The 14,000-nt window shown below is 68.7% G+C and carries 14 protein-coding genes; 8 read left to right on the top strand and 6 right to left on the bottom strand.

Annotated features, from left to right (window positions below):
• The first annotated feature begins 11 nt into the window (after positions 1–11).
• The 3 genes from AC3A6M_RS22405 (at position 12) to AC3A6M_RS22395 (ending at position 3,678) form a co-directional block, all read left to right on the top strand.
• Positions 12–950: a LysR substrate-binding domain-containing protein gene (locus tag AC3A6M_RS22405; protein WP_487854927.1), complete on the top strand. Its 939-nt coding sequence runs from the start codon at positions 12–14 to the stop codon at positions 948–950.
• Between the two features lie 102 nt (positions 951–1,052).
• Positions 1,053–3,239 carry a polyphosphate kinase 1 gene (gene ppk1 / locus AC3A6M_RS22400; protein WP_487854926.1) on the top strand — a complete coding sequence of 729 codons (2,187 nt, stop codon included), beginning with the start codon at positions 1,053–1,055 and terminating at the stop codon, positions 3,237–3,239.
• The gene (locus AC3A6M_RS22395; protein WP_487854925.1) at positions 3,205–3,678 is read left to right on the top strand and encodes a SixA phosphatase family protein; all 474 of its coding nucleotides are present in this window, start codon (positions 3,205–3,207) and stop codon (positions 3,676–3,678) included. Before ppk1 ends, AC3A6M_RS22395 begins: the two co-directional genes overlap by 35 nt.
• Positions 3,679–3,880: 202 nt before the next feature.
• Here AC3A6M_RS22395 and AC3A6M_RS22390 read toward each other — a convergent pair whose 3' ends face one another.
• A complete protein-coding gene (locus tag AC3A6M_RS22390) occupies positions 3,881–5,335 on the bottom strand; it encodes a Ppx/GppA phosphatase family protein (protein ID WP_487854924.1) in 1,455 nt (484 codons plus the stop codon).
• Between the two features lie 192 nt (positions 5,336–5,527).
• Between AC3A6M_RS22390 and AC3A6M_RS22385 the strand changes: the two genes are divergently transcribed.
• Entirely contained in the window at positions 5,528–6,337 is an 810-nt protein-coding gene (locus tag AC3A6M_RS22385; RefSeq protein WP_487854923.1) for a hypothetical protein, read from the top strand.
• Here AC3A6M_RS22385 and AC3A6M_RS22380 read toward each other — a convergent pair.
• The 3 genes from AC3A6M_RS22380 to AC3A6M_RS22370 form a co-directional block, all read right to left on the bottom strand.
• On the bottom strand, positions 6,328–7,053 hold the full coding sequence (locus tag AC3A6M_RS22380; RefSeq protein WP_487854922.1) for a sterol desaturase family protein: 726 nt from the start codon (positions 7,051–7,053) through the stop codon (positions 6,328–6,330). The genes AC3A6M_RS22385 and AC3A6M_RS22380 overlap by 10 nt on opposite strands.
• 118 nt (positions 7,054–7,171) lie before the next feature.
• Positions 7,172–7,915 carry a hypothetical protein gene (locus tag AC3A6M_RS22375; RefSeq protein WP_487854921.1) on the bottom strand — a complete coding sequence of 248 codons (744 nt, stop codon included), beginning with the start codon at positions 7,913–7,915 and terminating at the stop codon, positions 7,172–7,174.
• A 111-nt stretch (positions 7,916–8,026) separates the two neighbouring features.
• Positions 8,027–8,551 (bottom strand): M23 family metallopeptidase, encoded by a 525-nt coding sequence (locus AC3A6M_RS22370; protein ID WP_487854920.1) that lies wholly within the window; start codon positions 8,549–8,551, stop codon positions 8,027–8,029.
• A gap of 78 nt (positions 8,552–8,629) precedes the next feature.
• Here AC3A6M_RS22370 and AC3A6M_RS22365 point away from each other — a divergent pair, with 78 nt between their 5' ends.
• Entirely contained in the window at positions 8,630–9,187 is a 558-nt protein-coding gene (locus AC3A6M_RS22365) for a DUF488 domain-containing protein (protein WP_487854919.1), read from the top strand.
• Between the two features lie 3 nt (positions 9,188–9,190).
• On the opposite strand, the gene AC3A6M_RS22360 is transcribed toward AC3A6M_RS22365, so the two are convergent.
• Both AC3A6M_RS22360 and AC3A6M_RS22355 read right to left on the bottom strand, forming a co-directional pair.
• Positions 9,191–9,343: a hypothetical protein gene (locus tag AC3A6M_RS22360; RefSeq protein ID WP_487854918.1), complete on the bottom strand. Its 153-nt coding sequence runs from the start codon at positions 9,341–9,343 to the stop codon at positions 9,191–9,193.
• Between the two features lie 45 nt (positions 9,344–9,388).
• Positions 9,389–10,378 (bottom strand): ribonuclease Z, encoded by a 990-nt coding sequence (locus tag AC3A6M_RS22355; protein ID WP_487854917.1) that lies wholly within the window; start codon positions 10,376–10,378, stop codon positions 9,389–9,391.
• A 160-nt stretch (positions 10,379–10,538) separates the two neighbouring features.
• Here AC3A6M_RS22355 and AC3A6M_RS22350 point away from each other — a divergent pair, with 160 nt between their 5' ends.
• The 3 genes from AC3A6M_RS22350 to AC3A6M_RS22340 all read left to right on the top strand — a co-directional run bounded on the left by AC3A6M_RS22350 (position 10,539) and on the right by AC3A6M_RS22340 (position 13,998).
• A complete protein-coding gene (locus AC3A6M_RS22350; protein ID WP_487854916.1) occupies positions 10,539–11,648 on the top strand; it encodes a sensor histidine kinase in 1,110 nt (369 codons plus the stop codon).
• Positions 11,645–12,460, top strand: a complete 816-nt coding sequence (locus AC3A6M_RS22345; protein WP_487854915.1) for a LytR/AlgR family response regulator transcription factor — start codon at positions 11,645–11,647, stop codon at positions 12,458–12,460. Before AC3A6M_RS22350 ends, AC3A6M_RS22345 begins: the two co-directional genes overlap by 4 nt.
• Positions 12,461–12,615: 155 nt before the next feature.
• Positions 12,616–13,998 (top strand): NfeD family protein, encoded by a 1,383-nt coding sequence (locus AC3A6M_RS22340; RefSeq protein WP_487854914.1) that lies wholly within the window; start codon positions 12,616–12,618, stop codon positions 13,996–13,998.
• The last annotated feature ends 2 nt before the right edge of the window (positions 13,999–14,000 follow it).

The following is a 14,000-nucleotide window of genomic DNA, read 5'->3' as shown; positions in this document are numbered from 1 at the left end:
AAAATAATCACATGCTAAGAATCAGCCTGGATGCCCTCCTCACCGTCGACACCATCGCCCGCCGCGGCAGCTTCTCAAGCGCCGCCAAGGAACTGTTCCGGGTGCCGTCGACGATTTCATACACCGTTTCCAAGCTCGAGGAAGACCTCGGCGTGCAGCTGTTCGAACGCTTCGGGCCGCGCGTGGTGCTCACGCCCGCCGGCGAGGAATTGCTGAAGGAAGGCCGCTACCTGCTGAAGGCGGCCGGCGACCTCGAAAGCCGGGTGCGCCGCGTCGCTTCCGGCTGGGAGACCGAATTCACGATCGGGCTCGACTCGGCGCTGTCTCCGCTCGGCCTGCAGGACGATATCCGCGCCTTTTACGAGGTGGCGGACCAGACTCGCCTGCGCATCGTGAAGGAAGCCTTGTCCGGCACCTGGGAAAGCCTGCTCGACCGCCGCGTCGACTTCCTGGCCGGCGCCGCCGGCGAAGGCCCGTCGGGCGGCGGCTACACGGCGGAGCCGATCGGGACCATGTCCTTCGTGTTCGTGGTCGCGCCCTCGCATCCGTTGGCGAGCGTGCGGCATCGCCTGGGCAAGGCCGAGCTCAGCGGGCACCGCGCGGTGTCGGTGGCCGATTCCGTGCGCCTGCTGCAGGCGCGCACCGTGGGCCTGCTGTTCGGCCAGGACACCCTCACCGTGCCCGACATGCAGACCAAGTACGACTTCCAGCTGGCCGGCCTCGGCTTCGGCTTCCTGCCCGAAGCCTGGGCCCGTCCGGCAATCGCGGCGGGCCGCCTGGTCGTCAAGGAGGTCGAGGAACCGAAGCCCGACGAGACCCTGTTCATGGCCTGGCGCACCGGCGAGGAAGGCGCGGCGCTGAAGTGGTGGCGCGAGCGCCTGCGCGCGCTGCCACCGGTCGAGCGCATGCTGGCAATGAATTGTCCTGTGGAGCGGGCACTGCCCGCCTGAAAGCGGACCAGGCACTGTTGAGCTGTCGCGCGCCGTACCGGTCACGATGTTGTCATAATCGGGCTCTACACTCCGTTGCCAAGAGTGAAATATTCGAGCCCAATGGACATGAAGTCGAAACCGGACGAGACGCTGGCAGCGCCGCATGCCGACAGCCCGGCGCTGTTCCTGAACCGTGAAATATCCCTGCTGGAGTTCCACCGCCGCGTGCTGGCGCAGGCCGAGGATCCGGCCATGCCGCTGCTCGAGCGCCTGCGCTTCCTGTGCATCGTCAGCAGCAACCTCGACGAATTCTTCGAAGTGCGGGTCGCCAGCCTGCTGGCCCAGCACCGCCACCAGAGCGGGATCAGTGGCTTCGACGCCCTCTCCAGCGTCAACCTGGACGGCGCCAGCGAAGAATGCCGCCAGATCATCGCGCGCCAGTACGCGCTGCTGAACGACGAGATCCTGCCGCGCCTGTCCGAGAACGGCATCCACCTGCTGCGCCGCTCGGACCGCAACGCGGCCCAGAAGGCCTGGGTCAAGCAGTACTTCGACAAGGAAGTGCGGCCGCTGCTGACGCCGGTCGGGCTGGACCCGGCCCACCCCTTCCCGCGCGTGATCAACAAGAGCCTGAACTTCATCGTCGAGCTGGCCGGCAAGGATGCGTTCGGGCGCGGCACCGGGATCGCGATCATGAAGGCGCCGCGCGTGCTGCCGCGCGTGATCCGCCTGCCGGACGGGCTGTCCGACAAGCCGGGCGCCTCCTACTGCCTGCTGTCCTCGGTGATCCAGGCCCACATGGCCGAGCTGTTCACCGGACGCGAGGTGGTTTCGTATTCGCAGTTCCGCGTGACCCGCAACAGCGACCTGTGGGTCGACGAGGAAGAGGTCAAGAACCTGCGCCAGGCCCTGCAGAGCGAACTGCACAGCCGCAACTACGGCTTCGCGGTGCGGCTGGAAGTGGCGCGCGGCTGCCCGCGCCACCTGGCCGACTTCCTGCTCGACCAGTTCTCGATCGACCGCTCGCGCCTGTTCAGCGTCGACGGCCCCGTCAACATGGGCCGCCTGCTGGAGATCGTCAACAGCAATGCGCGGCCCGAGCTGAAGTTCGCGCCCTTCGTGCCCGGCTTTCCGTCCAAGCTGGCGAACCACCACGACATCTTCGCCGTGCTGGCGCGCCAGGACGTGCTGCTGCACCATCCTTTCCAGTCCTTCGAACCCGTCATCGAATTCATCCGCTGCGCCGCCGCCGACCCGAACGTGGTCGCGATCAAGCAGACCATCTACCGCGCCGGTTCCAATTCGGAGCTGATGGAAGCGCTGATCGAGGCTTCCCTGCGCGGCAAGGAAGTCACCGTGATCGTCGAGCTGATGGCGCGCTTCGACGAGGAAGCCAACATCAACTGGGCCGAGCGCCTGGAAGAAGCCGGCGCCCAGGTCGTGTACGGGGTGGTGGGCCTGAAGACCCATGCCAAGCTGGCCCTGGTGCTGCGCCGCGAGCCGCACGGCCTGCGCCGCTACGCCCACCTCGGCACCGGCAACTACAACCCGACCACCGCCAAGCACTACACCGACTTCGGCCTGCTGACCTCGAACGAGGAGCTCACCGCCGACGTCAACGAAGTCTTCATCCACCTCACCAGCATGACGCGCCCGACCCAGCTCTCCAGCATCTGGCTGGCGCCGTTCTCGCTGCAGAAGGAAGTGGTGAAGGCGATCCGCCAGGAAGCCGCGATCGCGCGCGACGGCAAGCCGGCGCGCATCATCGCCAAGATGAATTCCCTGACCGACGAATCGGTGATCCGCGCGCTGTACGACGCCTCCGCGGACGGCGTGCGCATCGACCTGATCGTGCGCGGCGCCTGCTCGCTGCGGCCGGGCGTGCCGGGGCTGTCCGAGAACATCCGGGTGCGCTCGATCGTCGGCCGCTTCCTCGAGCACAGCCGCATCTTCTACTTCCGCAACAAGCTGCAGCACGACGTCTACCTCAGCAGCGCCGACTGGATGAACCGCAACCTGTTCCGCCGCGTGGAGATCGCGTTCCCGGTCCGTTCGCCGGCCCTGAAGAAGCGGGTGATCCGGGAAGGCCTGCAGGTCTACCTGAAGGACAACGTCGACGCCTGGGAGCTGGGCAGTGATGGCCACTACCGGCGCCGCAAGCCGCGCGGCAGCCAGAAGCTCTACAGCGCCCAGCTGCAGCTGATGGAAACGCTGGGCATGGGCCCTGCGGCGGACCAGCAAGACAAGGAACTCAACATGGAGATGAGCGAGCATGGAACTGATCCTGTGGCGTCACGCCGAGGCTGAACCGCACAAGCCCGACGAAGCAGCCGACCAGAAGCGCGTGCTGACGCCGAAGGGCGCGCGCCACGCCTCGCGCGTCGGCGCCTGGCTGGACCGGCAACTGCCCTCGCACTGCCGGATCCTGTCCAGCCCCGCCACCCGCTGCGTGCAGACGGCCGAGGGCCTGGGCCGCAAGTTCCAGATCGTCGACGCCCTGAACACCGGCTCGACCCCGCAAGCCATCCTCGAAGCCGCCGGCTGGCCGAACGCGCGCCAGCCGGTGGTCATCGTCGGCCACAACCCGCTGCTGGGCCAGGTCGCTTCCCTGATCCTCAGCGGCCAGGTGCAGGACTGGAAGATCCGCAAGGCCAGCGTGTTCTGGATTTCGCACAAGGGCGAGGACGATCCGGCGCCGTTCGTGCGGCTGGCGGTGGGACCGGATATGGTCGGCAAGCTGCGCTGAGCTGTTCCGGCCCTGCGCCTGCCTTTTCCTGATCGCCGCGGGGCCGGCCAGGCCCCGGCTGTTGGTAGTTGTATCGTCTCTCGTCGGTTAGTTGCAGATTGCTGGCGGCAAGTGGCCGCCTGGACGCCTCGATCGTGCTGGACGCGGATGACTACCTGCGCCTGGCCCGGCCGCGCATGGCGACGATACGCCAGACTGCAGCCTAGACTTGCGCGACCTGGAAGGGAATCCCGACCTCGGCCCAGGCCGCGGCTTCCTTCTCGAACCAGGCCGCCACCGTCGGGTGCTGCTTCAGCCAGCCGCGCGGGGTGTCGATCTCGATGCGGTTCTTCATGCGCAGGCCCAGCGCGCCCAGGTCGCCGTCCACGCGCGCGTGCATGAACACGGCCGCCAGGCGGAGCGCCAGCACGGCCCTCGCCAGGCCAGGTTCGCCCAGCGCTTCCCTCACCTTGCGCAGATTGCCCTTCTGGGCCAGCACGATGCTGCTCATCAGGCGCTGTTCGCGGCTGGTGAAGCCCGGCAGGTCGGCATGCTCGACGATGTAGGCGGCGTGCTTGTGGGCGCCGGTGTGCGACACCGCCTGTCCGACCTCGTGCAGCATGCAGCTCCACAGCAGGTGTCGGCGCAGGCTGTCGTCGCCGCTGCCCAGGCGGTCGAACAGCTGGCGCGCGATGGCGGCGGTGCGCAGGGCGCGCTGCTCGTCCACGCCGAAGCGGCGCATGCAGTCCTGCACCGCGCTGTCGCGCCGGTCGCTGCGCTGGGCGCGCAGCTCGAGGTCGGACAGCACGCCCAGGCGCAGCCCGGCGTTAATCGCGGTCATCGCGCCCACCCCGAATTCCTGCATCGCGCCGATCAGGACACTGAGGCCGCCCGCCATCACGATCACGCGCTCGCGCTTGATGCCGGGCAGGTCGAAGGCGTCGACGTGGCCGGCCGCGACCAGGCGGTCGCGCAGCGCCAGCAGGCTGTCGAAGGACATGGCGCCGTCGCCGAGGCGGTTGCGCGTGATGACTTCGTTGACCGCGCGGATCGTGCCCGAGGAGCCGTAGACGGCCTGCCAGCCGTGCGCGCGGTACTGGCCGGCGGCATCCTCGAAGCGCGCGCGGGCGGCGTTGACGGCGGCCTCGAACGCGGCGGCGTCGACGGCCCCGCCGGGAAAATAGGCGGCGCTCTGCGGATGGGTGCCGATGCTGAAGGATTCGACCAGCTGGATCTGGTCGCCGCGGCCGGCGATCACCTCGGTCGAACCGCCGCCGACGTCGATCACCAGGCGCTGCTCGCCGGGCCGGCCGAGGGCGGCGGAGACGCCCATGTAGATCAGCCGCCCCTCTTCCTCGCCGGAGATGATTTCGATCGGATGGCCGATCGCCGCCTCCAGGCGCGGCAGCAGGGCTTCGGCGTTCGTGGCCACCCGCATGGTATTGGTGGCGACCACCCGCACCGCGTCCAGCCGGTGCTGGCGCAGGATCGCGCCGAAGTCGCGCAGGCTGCGCACCGCCGTTTCCATCGCCTCGTCGCTCAGCGCGCCGTCCGGCCCCAGCCCGGCCGCCAGGCGGATCGGGTCGCGCGCGGTGCGCACGATGTGCATCTGGCCGGCGATGGGTTCGCCGATGTGGAGGCGGAAGCTGTTGGATCCGAGGTCGACGGCTGCGTACATGGTGTCTGGCGGGTTTGGCGTTGTGTGCAGTATAGCCGGACGGGCTTCGGCGCAGCACGCAGCGGGAACCCATGTGCTCGAAGCGATTCGGCTCCATGGCTGAGTTGCTTGGCAGCCGCACCGGCCGCGTCCGCCATCGTGCGTGCCGCAGCGCCTGCTAAGCTGTGGGGATCCCGCTTGCAGGAGGTCGTCATGCCGCTATGCTCCATCGCAACCGCCGCCTTCGCGCTGGCCAGCCTTGTGCCCATCGCAGCCCACGCGACCGCCACCGCCCACATCGTCCAGGGCCCGCTCGCCACCACCCTGGTCGACCTGGATCCGGACGATGGCGTGGCGCCTTCGCTCAGCTTCCAGGACATTCCCACGATCCCGGAACGGTCCGACATCATGCATTGGCGCGGCAACGCTTTCGGCGGCGAGACGGCGCTCGGCGGCTACGGCAACCTGGACCGCACCTACGATGGCCTCGCGCAGTCCGCGCATGTCCTGATCAGCGGCGCCAAGGGCATCGGCATGCTGCTCGACGTGAATGCCTCCACCGGCCTGCCCAACGGTCTCGACGGCAGGATCGAGGCAAGCGCCACCTCGTCCTGGCTACAATTCCTGCTGTCGCCCCACACCGAGGTGCGGCTCGGCTCCAGCGCCCAGGCCAGCGGCAGTGTCAGCGACATGCAGGGCGATGAGTACGCGCGCGCCCAGAGCGAATTGAACGTCAAGCTCACCTTCGCGGACGGCAGCGTCGGCTTCTTCTCGGACGGACGCACTGCGGAAGCCTCCACCGCGCCGGGCAAGCCTACCAGCTTCGACGAGCAACAACTGTTCGACATCACTTTCCGCAACGACAGCGACGCGACGGCCTCCGGCTATCTCTACGCCGACGCCTTCGTGTGGGTCTACGCGACGGCCCCTGCCCCGCCCGTTCCCGAGCCGGCGGCGGCCTGGATGCTGGCGCCGGGCCTGCTGCTGGTGGCCCTGCGCGCGCGCCGCCGGCGCTATGCCTGATCGCGGTGCACGTCGCGCCAGGCCAGCATCTCCGGCAGGCGCTCTTCCCGGTCGGGATCGAAGCCGCAGCGGTCCTCGAAGCGGGCCGGATTTTCGTAGGTGCCGAACAGCCAGTCCCACCAGACGATGTCGCCGTAGTTGTTGCGGTGGCGGCCGTACTGGTGGTGCACGCGGTGCATCTCCGGGCGCTGGAAGAACCAGCCGACCCAGCGCGGCGTGCGCACGCTGGTGTGGTAGAAGAACTCGCCCAGCGCGGTGCACAGGGTGTAGACGGCGCCCGCTTCCGGCGACAGGCCGAGGAAGGCATACACCAGCAGGCTGCCGATGATCGAATTGACGATCATCTCGACAGGATGCTTGTAGAACGAGGTGATGACTTCGATGCGCTGCGGACTGTGGTGGATCTGGTGGAACACGCGCCACAGGAAATCGGACTCATGGCGCGCCCGGTGCCACCAGTAGAACACGAAGGTGGCGATGAAGTAGGCGGCCAGGCCGCCGGCCGCCGGCCCCACGTGGCGCGACAGGTGCAGCAGCGAGGCGGAGGACAGCCAGCGCTCCCAGCTCAGGCCCGCCAGCACGACCACCGCCAGCTGGACGGCATTGATCAGGAGCACCCGCAGCGGCCAGGTGCGCACATGCGGCAGGCGCCAGCCGGGCGCCAGGCGTTCGAGGATGAAGCAGGCGGCAAAGACGATGAAAATGGTGGGCAACATGGCGGGCCTCTCGACAGTGAAGGTTCGCCATGATGGTGACGGGGCCGGGAGAGGCGCAATGTGTTTTCTAAAATGCAATGAAATCCGCAACCGACGGTATCGGAATCCGCTACCCCGTTCAGATCGGGTCGGTGGCCAGCTTCGAACGCCGCACCGGCGCCTGGATGCCGTAGCGCCGCGCCGACTGCCGCACCAGGGCCTCGAACCAGGGCGGCGCGTCCGGCGCGATCACGATGCTGCGCAGCAGCCGGGTAGCGTCGATCGGCACCACGATGCCGGCCTGCGCCAGCTCGGGCATCGTATCGTGCCCCGTGCGGTCGATGATGATCCGCACTTCCTTTTCGTATTCGTAGGCCTTGGTCTTGTAGGCGAAGATGCGGGCGTAGTCCGGCGAGACGTCCAGCTTCGGATCGCTCCAGTGCTTGACGTACTCGACCCGCTCGATCGAGACGGCATGCTCCTTGTCGATGCCGCGCAGGGTCTCGGCCAGCTGGCCCACCGTGCTGGTCAGGGCCACCGCGCATTCCGACTTGCCGTACAGCGCCCACATGGCGGCGCTGTCGTCCTGGCTGCGGTGCCAGCAATTGATGAAAACGGACTCGCGCATGCGGCGCTTGAACTGTTCGTAGGTGTAGTCGATCTCACCCCTGGCATAGGCGTCGCTGATCTGCTGCCGCAGCGAAGGGGTGAAGGCGCCTTCGAACTTGTCGCTGAAGCGGTCGGCGCGGCAGAAGAACAGCGTCGAGTTCTCGAAAAAGTCGAACAGCTTGGCGGCGTCCAGGTAGCGCCACAGGACGGTGTCCGCCCTCAGCTGGTCGTTGATTTTCGGTTCGACAAATTTTCTTGCTTCGACGGTGTCCATTGCGGAATCGTTCCGATGTCGTCTGACAGACAGGTTTGCACAATTGTAGTGCGGCAGGCGCGGCGGCTGCCTGCCGCGGCGCCTCCTACGGTGCGCTTGTAGGAATCGGCCCTATCGTGTTTTCGGGTGCAGGAAGGGATAGGGATTGACGGCGCCGCCGGCCGTGTAGATGCCGTAGTGCAGATGCGATGGCGTGCTGGCCGCATTCCCCGTGTTGCCGACGTAGCCGACGATCTTGCCGGCGCCGATGCGCATGCCGGCATGCACGTCGCCATAGCTGTCCAGGTGGGCGTAGTAATGGCGCTGCCCGCCCGGGCCCAGCACCCAGACCACCTGGCCGCCGAGCCGGTTGGTGCCGACCCGCATCACGATGCCTTCGGTGGCGGACAGCACCGGCGTGCCGCGCCTGGCGAAGATGTCGATGCCCTCGTGCTTGCGGCCCTCGCTGCGCGCCCCGCCCCAGGTGTCGGCCAGGCGGGACGGCTCGACGCCCGCCACCGGCACCGGCAGCGCGGCCGGCGCCGGCATCGCCCCCAGCCGGATCGCGTAGACAAGATTTTCCAGCCACGGGCCCAGCACCGCCCCGAGGGCGATGAGGACGACGGCGACGGCAAGGCTCCGGAACAGTGTGCGCATGCCGGCGATATGGGGACGGCGGGCGGATTTCCCAGCAGGCCTGCGCCGGCCGCCGGGCGCCTGTGCCAGAATGACAGCATGGAAACCGTCTCCACCATCGGCCATTCGAACCGCTCGATCGAGGAATTCATCGGATTGCTGAAGCAGAACGGCATCGACTGCGTACTCGACATCCGGACGGTGCCGAAGTCGCGCCACAATCCGCAATTCGGCCAGGACCAGCTGCCGGGCTCGCTGGCCGCGGCCGGCATCGGCTACCGTTATCTTGCCGGCCTGGGCGGCCTGCGCCGACCACGCCCGGATTCGCCGAACGGCGGCTGGCGCAATACCTCGTTCCGCGGCTATGCCGACTACATGCAGACCGAGGAGTTCGCGCAGAACGTCGACGCCGTCGTTGCGCTGGCGGAAAACACGCGCTGCGCCCTGATGTGCGCCGAGGCCGTCCCCTGGCGCTGCCACCGCTCGCTGGTGGCGGATGCGCTGTTGGTACGCGGCATTCCGGTCGAGGAGATCATCGGCCCGCAGAAACCGCGCCCGCACAAGCTGACCCCGTTTGCGAAGGTGGACGGCAGGCGGATCAGCTATCCCCCGGAAAGTGCGCGCCAGGACGAAGCCCAGGGCAGCCTGCCCTTTTGACGCTCAGTCCGGCATTCCCTGAAGATTGGCCCGCACCCGCGCCAGCAGCGCCACCAGCGCGTCCTTGTCCTCGTCCGAGAAGCCGCCGAGGGCCTGCTCCTTCAGCCGTCCGTCGTTGCGGTGCAGGGCCGCGTGCACGGCCCGGCCCTCGGCCAACAGGCTCAGGCGCGAGCTGCGGCGGTCGAGTTCGTCCGCCTGGGCTCACCCCAGCAAGCTGAGCTGTCCCTGCCTGTCCAGCTGGAATCGGTCGAAATCGTTCGCCAGGAACAGCCGGCCCCGGTACACCTCGCGCGCCTCGTTCTCCAGGTCCGCCATCGTCTGCGGTCCCTTGTCGTTCTGCTGGTAGCGCGGACTGAAATGCGTCAGCACCAGGTTCGGCACCCCGGCCCCGGCCGCCGCCAGCGCCGTCATGCGCGCGGAACTGTGCTGCGGTCCCGGTCCCACCTTCTGCAACACTTCTTCGGTGTAGGTGGCTTCGTGGATCAGCACCTCGGCGTCGCGCGCCTCCCCGATCAGCAGTTCCGGCCGGTCGTTGTCGCCGCCGACGATCACCTTGCGCGGCTTGCGGCCCGGCAGCAGCCAGTCGCGCGGATCGAGGACGCGGCCGTCGTCCAGCGTGACGCTCCTGCCATGCTGGAGTTCGCCCCAGGCGACCCCGCGCGCCACCCCGCCCGCCTCCAGCTTCGCCGTGTCCAGCTTGCGCTCGACTTCCCGCTCCGTGAACGAATACGCCCATGAGGGCATGCGGTGCGACAGCGGCGTCGCCCGCACCAGCAGGTCGGGCAGCACTTCCGGCGGCGCGTCGGTATCCACGAAGCGGCTCACGTCGACGAATTCGAGCGCGAACGCCAAGGCCAGCCCGGTGGTCGCCATCACGCCCTCCAGGAAAGGCCGCAGCGGCGCCGGGCCTACCAGGACCAGGGGCGCCGTGCGGTTCAGCATGCCGGCGCTGGCCAGCAGCCCGGGCAGGCCGTAGCAGTGGTCGCCGTGCATGTGGGTGATGAAGATGGCGCGCAGGTCGTGCAGCGACCAGCTGGTGCGCAGGATGCGGTGCTGGGTGCCCTCGCCGCAGTCGACCAGCGACCAGTGGCGTGCGGCGCGCGAGGCGCCCAGCGAGCGCAGCGCCAGCGCGCTCACGTTGCGGGCCTTGCTCGGGGTGCCCGATGAGGTGCCGAGGAACTGGAATTCCATCTGTGTTCTCCACGCGGCCGATACCGTTCACGGCCGTCGGCAGTATTATCGGTGATACGGCCTGTTTCGCTCCCTGAAAAAGGCGTTTCGTCATTTCCTGCTTGCCCGGGCCGTCCGCCCTGGTGAAAAATACGATGCATATTAGCAAGAAGGAAATCCGATGACGACTCTCCCTCCGCCGCTTGTCCCCGAGGTGACGCCACGGCGGCGCCTCCTCGTGTTCGCCAGCGAGCTCGGCCTGACCATCGTCGTCAGCGGCTGGGCGGCCATCCTGATGACGCTGGCCGCGGGCCGCCCGGCGCAACTGCTCAACGAGCTGGTCGTCTCGCTCTGCATCGGCCTGGTCGCGCTGCTGGCGGTGGACGCCGCGCGGCTGCTGGTCCGGCGCCAGCGCGCCCTGCGGCGCCGCTGGCGCATTCCGTTCGTGATCCTGCTGGTCGCGGCGGCGCCGTTCGCGCATTACGTCGGCCTGCGGATCGGCAGCGCGATCCTGGGTCTCGACGCGCCCGACCTGGCACACTACCTGACCGTGCCGCGCGCCAGCATGATCCTGTTCACGCTGCTGGCCATCTTCGCCCTGTTCTGGGTGTTCGCCAGCCGCGAACGGATGGACCGCATGAAGCTCGAACACAGCGAGGCGCGGGCGCGCGCCGAAGCGGTCGAACGCCAAGCCCTGCAAGCCCAGCTGCGCCTGCTGCAGGCCCAGATCGAGCCGCACATGCTGTTCAATACCCTGGCCAACCTGCAGGGGCTGATCGCCATCGACCCCGACCGCGCCGGCCGGATGTTGGACCAGCTGATCCAGTACCTGCGCGCGACCCTGAGCGTGTCGCGCATGGAAACGACGACGCTGGAACAGGAATTCGCCGCGATCGACGCCTACCTCGGCCTGATGCAGGTGCGCATGGGCCAACGCCTGGCCTACCGCTGCCTGCTGCCCGACGCGCTGCGCGGCGTGCGCCTGCCGACCATGCTGCTGCAGCCCCTGGTCGAGAATGCGATCGTGCACGGCCTCGAGCCCAAGGTCGACGGCGGCATGGTGACCATCGAAGCCAGCCGCCGCGGCGAGCTGCTCGAGATCGCCATCGTCGACACCGGCCTCGGCCTGGAAGCCTCCGCCACCCGCCGCGGGGGCGGCAACGGCGTCGGCGTGAGCACCACCCGCGAACGCCTGCAGGCGCTGTACGGCGAGCGCGCCGGCCTCGACCTGACCCCGGCCGCGCCGCACGGCACGGCCGCCCGCCTTACCCTTCCACTGGAGTCCGCATGACCACCACAGTCCACCCCATCCGCGCCCTGATCGCCGAGGACGAACCCATCCTCGCCGCCGTCCTCGCCAAGTCGCTGCAGCGGCTGTGGCCCGGACTCGAGATCCTCGGCACCGCGCCGAACGGCCTGGCGGCGGTCGAGCAGGCGCTGGCGCTGCAGCCGGACGTCCTGTTCCTGGACATCAAGATGCCAGGCCAGACCGGCCTGGAAGCGGCCGAGGAACTGGCCGAGCGCTGGGACGGCGCCCGGCCCTTCCCGGAAGTGGTGTTCGTGACCGCCTACGACGACTACGCGCTGAAAGCCTTCGAGCAGGCCGCCGCCGACTACGTGCTCAAGCCGGTCGGGGACGAGCGCCTGCGCCGCACCGTCGAGCGCCTGCGCGCGCGCCTGCAGGCCCGCGCCCAGGCCGGCGCCGGTGACGGCGATGGCGGCATGGCCCGGCTGATTGAGCAGATGCGTGCCCTGCTGCCGCAGGCCGGGGCGCCGGAACGGCTGAGCGTGATCCGCGCCGCGGTCGGCAACATGGTGCGCATGATTCCCGTGCAGGACGTGGTCTATTTCCAGGCCCTGGACAAGTACGTCAACGTCGCCACGGCGGACAGCGAAGCCCTGATCCGGCTGCCGCTCAAGGAACTGATGGCGCAGCTGGACCCGGCCCAGTTCTGCCAGGTCAGCCGCAGCAGCATCGTCAACATGAAGCACGTGGCCAGCGCCAGCCGGGACGAGATGGGCAAGCTGAGCCTGGCGCTGCGCGGCAGGACCGACCGGTTGAAGGTCAGCCCGCTGTTCGCCCACCTGTTCCGGCAGATGTGACCGGGCGCGGCACGCATGACGCCCGTCTCCCGGTGCCGGCCCGCAAGGTAGCGCCCGAAGCCAGTCCGCCGTTTGCGCCCCGCTGCAGGCGGATGTAACATGGGACAGGCTTCAGGAAGCGCCCGCATTCCTGACGCATCGGTGGAGGCAGAACGATGATCCGGCGAATCCGGTTCCTGGCTTTCGCGGCGCCGATGTTCCTGCTGGCGCTATTCCTTTCGCCCGCCGCCCATGGCGCCGCTGGAGTCGGCCTGTTGACCATCGACGGCGTGATCGGCCCGGCGAATGCCGACTATATCGTGCACGGCATCGCCCGCTCCGCCAGGCTCGACCAGCAACTGCTGATCCTCAAGATGGACACGCCGGGCGGGCTCGACACCGCGATGCGCGAAGTGATCAAGGCGATCCTGACTTCCCCGGTGCCGGTGGCCACCTATGTCGCGCCCAGCGGCGCCCGCGCCGCCAGCGCCGGCACCTACATCCTGTACGCGAGCCATGTGGCGGCCATGGCGCCCGGCACCAACCTCGGCGCGGCGACGCCGGTCGAGCTCGGCATCGGGCAGCCGCGGAAGCCCGAAGGTCCGACGCAGCCCGAAGGACAAAAGAAACCGGAGAACGCCAACGAAGGCTCCGCCATGGCGCGCAAGGCGATGAACGATGCCGCCGCCTACCTGCGCGGCCTGGCGCAGATGCGCGGCCGCAACGCCGACTGGGCCGAGCGCGCCGTGCGCGAATCGGTCAGCCTGACCGCCGAGGAAGCCTTGAAGCAGAACGTGATCGAGATCGTCGCGCCGGACGTGCCGAGCCTGCTGGCCCAGCTCGACGGCAAGACCCTCACCGCCCTCGGGCAGGCCCGGCACCTCGCCACCAGGGGCGTGCTGCCCGTCGAGTTCGTCCCGGACTGGCGCACCCGCCTGCTGGCGGCGGTCACCCATCCCAGTGTCGCCCTGCTCCTGATGACGATCGGCATCTACGGCCTGGTGTTCGAGTTCATGAACCCGGGCTTCGTCGCGCCGGGCGTGATCGGCGCGATCTGCCTGCTGCTGGCGCTCTACGCGCTGCAGCTGCTGCCGGTGAACTATGCGGGCCTGGCGCTGGTCCTGCTCGGCCTGATGCTGATGGTGGCCGAGGCCTTCCTGCCCAGTTTCGGCGTGATCGGCCTGGGCGGCGTCGTCGCCTTCGTCGCCGGTTCGCTGATGCTGATCGATACGGAGGTGCCGGGCTACGGCATCCCGCCGGGCCTGATCGGCACGCTCGGCGTGGCGAGCGCCCTGCTGCTGTTCGGCACCGCCCGCCTCGCGCTGGCGACCCGCCGGCGCCCCGTCACCAGCGGCGCGGCGGGGCTGATCGGCGCCACCGCCGAGGTCGAGACCGTCGCGCCGGACGGCGGCCACCAGGGCTGGATCCGCATCGAAGGCGAGCTCTGGCACGCGGCCTGCGCCCTGCCCCTCAGCCGCGCGCAAACCGTCAAGGTCGTGGGCCGCAAGGGATTGACGCTCGAAGTCGTCCCGGTCGACCCGGCACAAGGAGGAAGGTGATC

Source organism: Telluria sp. Soil_C_11, from assembly GCF_057657395.1.
Note: the sequence above shows the minus strand (reverse complement) of the source record. Positions and strands in the feature narration are given on the sequence as shown.